At 62.9% G+C, this 3,196-nt stretch carries 1 protein-coding gene and 2 pseudogenes; 1 reads left to right on the top strand and 2 read right to left on the bottom strand.

Going from position 1 to position 3,196, the window contains the following annotated elements; all coding sequences use genetic code 11:
- Positions 1 to 250: 250 nt before the first annotated feature.
- Positions 251 to 1,090, top strand: a pseudogene (locus tag C5E41_RS32835) (IS3 family transposase); the annotation flags it as partial.
- A gap of 149 nt (positions 1,091 to 1,239) precedes the next feature.
- On the opposite strand, the pseudogene C5E41_RS32830 reads toward C5E41_RS32835, so the two are convergent.
- Together C5E41_RS32830 and C5E41_RS32825 are read right to left on the bottom strand one after the other, a co-directional pair.
- Positions 1,240 to 2,490: pseudogene (locus tag C5E41_RS32830) on the bottom strand (IS256 family transposase).
- 24 nt (positions 2,491 to 2,514) lie between these two features.
- Positions 2,515 to 2,802: a DUF6301 family protein gene (locus C5E41_RS32825; protein WP_104379542.1), complete on the bottom strand. Its 288-nt coding sequence runs from the start codon at positions 2,800 to 2,802 to the stop codon at positions 2,515 to 2,517.
- Positions 2,803 to 3,196: the final 394 nt, after the last annotated feature.

Genomic DNA, 3,196 nt, shown 5'->3' with positions numbered 1-3,196 from the left:
AACACCGCCGACTCCGCAGCGAACCTATGCGAAACTTGCACCCGAAGTGTCCTTCTGAACCGGACCGATCATTGCCTAGACAACAGTGATCATCCCAGCTCGAAGGGCACTTTCTCATTCACGGCACACCGACAGGGCGCACGCCCGTCGGTGGATCGAGGCTTAGCAAGACACCCGACACGGGGTCAGGAAACTTCCGGGTCACACCCGTGGCCGGGTCGATGCAGTGAGCGGATTCGATCATGACTGGAAACTTCTAGACCCGGAACGCCGGCGGGCAGCCGTGGCGCATCTGATGCGCGTGCTCGAAGTGAGCGAACGGTTCGCCTGCCGGGTCACCGGGCAACACCGAAGTACCCAACGGCGCCATCCCACCGCACAGACACCCGCCGATCCCGATGCGGCACTGCGCGATTGGCTACGAACGTGGGCGCGACACCATCCGCGGCAGGGCTTCCGCCGCGCCTACCACGAGGCCCGCGCCGAGGGCTGGACGGTCAACCACAAGAAAATCCAGCGACTCTGGCGCGCCGAGGGACTGCGGGTGCCGCAACGACGCCGGCGCAAGCGCCTGGGCGCCTCCACCGGCACCACAACCACCGCGGACGCACCGAACCGAGTATGGGCAGTGGACTTCCAGTTCGACGCCACCGCCGACGGCCACCCGGTCAAGATCGTCTCGATCGTCGACGAACACACCCGCGAATGTCTCGGCGGCCTGGTCGAGCGCTCGATCACCGCCGACCGGCTCATCGACGAACTCGACCGCATCGCCGTCGACCGCGGCTATCCAGCGGTGCTTCGCTGTGACAACGGCCCCGAACTCGCGGCCGCGGTCATGGCGGAATGGGCCGGCGAGCGGGTCGGTTTAGCGTTCATCCCGCCCGGTCAGCCGTGGCGAAACGGCTACATCGAATCGTTCAACGGTCGCCTGCGCGACGAGTGCCTCAACATCAACAGCTTCTGGTCACTGACTCAAGCAAGGGTCGTGATCAGCGACTGGAAAGACGAATACAACCACCGCAGAAGACATTCCGCACTGGGCTACCAAACCCCGGCCGGATACGCTGCAACCTGCATCCACCGATAACCGGCTCTCACACCCGGTGGACCGAACCACGGGGTCCCGTCACTGGTCCAACTCCGCCTGCACACTCGGATCATCAAGAACAACATCACTGGCAAAAAAGCAGATCCGGGGGAGTGTCCGATTAACGGCGGATCTGCCCTCGGTGTTTGTTAGTTACCGACCGGGTTGATCCGGCCTTCGAAGGTGATCGCGAAAGCGTTCAAGGCCGGTTTCCACCTCATCGCCCATCGTGCCTTGCCACGACCTGTGGGGTCCAATGATCGAGTCACCAGATACAGGCATTTCAACGCGGACTGCTCGCTGGGGAAGTGCCCCCGGGCGCGGATCGCGCGCCGGTAGCGGGCGTTGAGAGACTCGATCGCGTTGGTTGAGCAGATGACCCGCCGGATCTCCACGTCGTAGTCGAGGAACGGCACGAACTCGCTCCAGGCGTTGTCCCACAACCTCACGATCGCCGGATACTGTGCGCCCCACTTGGCCGCGAACTCACCGAACCGTTCCTTGGCCGCAGCCTCGGTCGGTGCGGTGTAGACCGGTTTGATGTCCTTGCTGACCTCGGCCCAATACTTGCGGGATGCGTAACGGAAGGTGTTGCGCAGCAAGTGAATAACACACGTCTGCACGACCGCGCGTTCCCACACGGTGTTGATCGCTTCCGGCAGTCCCTTCAGCCCGTCACAGACAGCGATGCACACATCGGCGACTCCGCGGTTCTTGATCTCGGTCAGCACCTGCAGCCAGAATTTGGCGCCCTCGCCACCGTCGCCGGCCCACAGACCGAGGATGTCGCGTTCCCCGTTGCAGGTGACGCCGATGACGACATAGATCGGCCGGTTCGCGACCTGCCCGTCCCGGATCTTGACGTGGATCGCGTCGATGAACACCACCGGATACACGCGCTCCAGCGGCCGGTTGCACCAGTCGGCCATCTCGCCGACTACTTTGTCGGTGATTGGAGACCGTGTCCTTCGACACCGACGCCCCGTAGATGTCGGAGAAGTGGGCAGCGACCTCGCCAGTGGTCAACCCGTTTGCCGTCAAGGACAATACGATCTCATCGATCCCGGTCAACCGGCGTTGCCGCTTACGCACGATCTGCGGATCGAACGATGAGTTCGTATCCCGCGGCACCTCGATCTCGACCGGGCCGATCTCGGTCAGCACCGTTTTCGAGCGAGTCCCGTTGCGGGAGTTGGATGTCCCGCGACCAGCGGGATCGTGTTTCTCATACCCGACGTGTTCGGTCATCTCCGCTTCCAAAGCACGTTATTCGTCAGCTGATTCAACAGCCCGCCCGGCCCGAGCAACTCCACGCCCTGCTCCTTGGCCTGGGCCAGCAGCTGCTCGGCCAGCTTCTTCTGATCCACCACATCCACCACGGATTCGAGTGTCTCCGACATCGAATGATCCTTCCTGCCGAACCATCAGGCTCGGCCAGTCAGACCAAGGTCAGATCCACCGTCTTTCAGACACTCCCAGATCCGGTCCAGCGGACGGGGGTGACCAGGTTGAATTGTATTGTCGAGTTCAACCGACGCGTCGGTGCGGTTGATGTCGAGGTCGGTGTTCAAGGTGGGATATTTATCGTCGGGGCTACCCAATCGCCAGCCGATCTGCTCGCTGAATCGGAGCAGATCGTCAACGGTCCAGGTCCAGTCGAACTCGGTGGCAACGCGAACTACCTGCGCGGCACGCTCGATATCAGATCGCATCGATCACTGCTTCCTCGCTGTGACGGTTCGGGTTTGGATCGGTGTGGCAGGTGGAAGTTTCGCATGCCGCATGCCGGGGCGGGTTCACAGGTGTGCTCCGTAGATCATGCATCGGCGTTGTTCTGCCTTGGTAATGTCGCGGGTGGGCGGTCTGGTGGGTGTGATGGTGACGGTAAGGGATTGGTCGGTGGGCGTGCGTCGGGGCCAGGGCCCAAGTTGCGGGGTGGGGATGGCCGGCAGTGGGGCGGCGAGACGGGCGATGGCTGCGAGGTCGCGCAGGTGTCGGTGGGCCAGGTCGTCGAGCCAGGCATGGGCAGGGGTGAGGATCTGGTCGAGTGGGCCGGCGGTGAGGGGCAGAGCGACGCCGTGCAGGGCTGTCTCTTATACACATCTG

Origin of the sequence: Nocardia nova (genome assembly GCF_002933465.1) — a bacterium.
Lineage (GTDB): Bacteria > Actinomycetota > Actinomycetes > Mycobacteriales > Mycobacteriaceae > Nocardia > Nocardia nova_B.
Note: the sequence above shows the minus strand (reverse complement) of the source record. Positions and strands in the feature narration are given on the sequence as shown.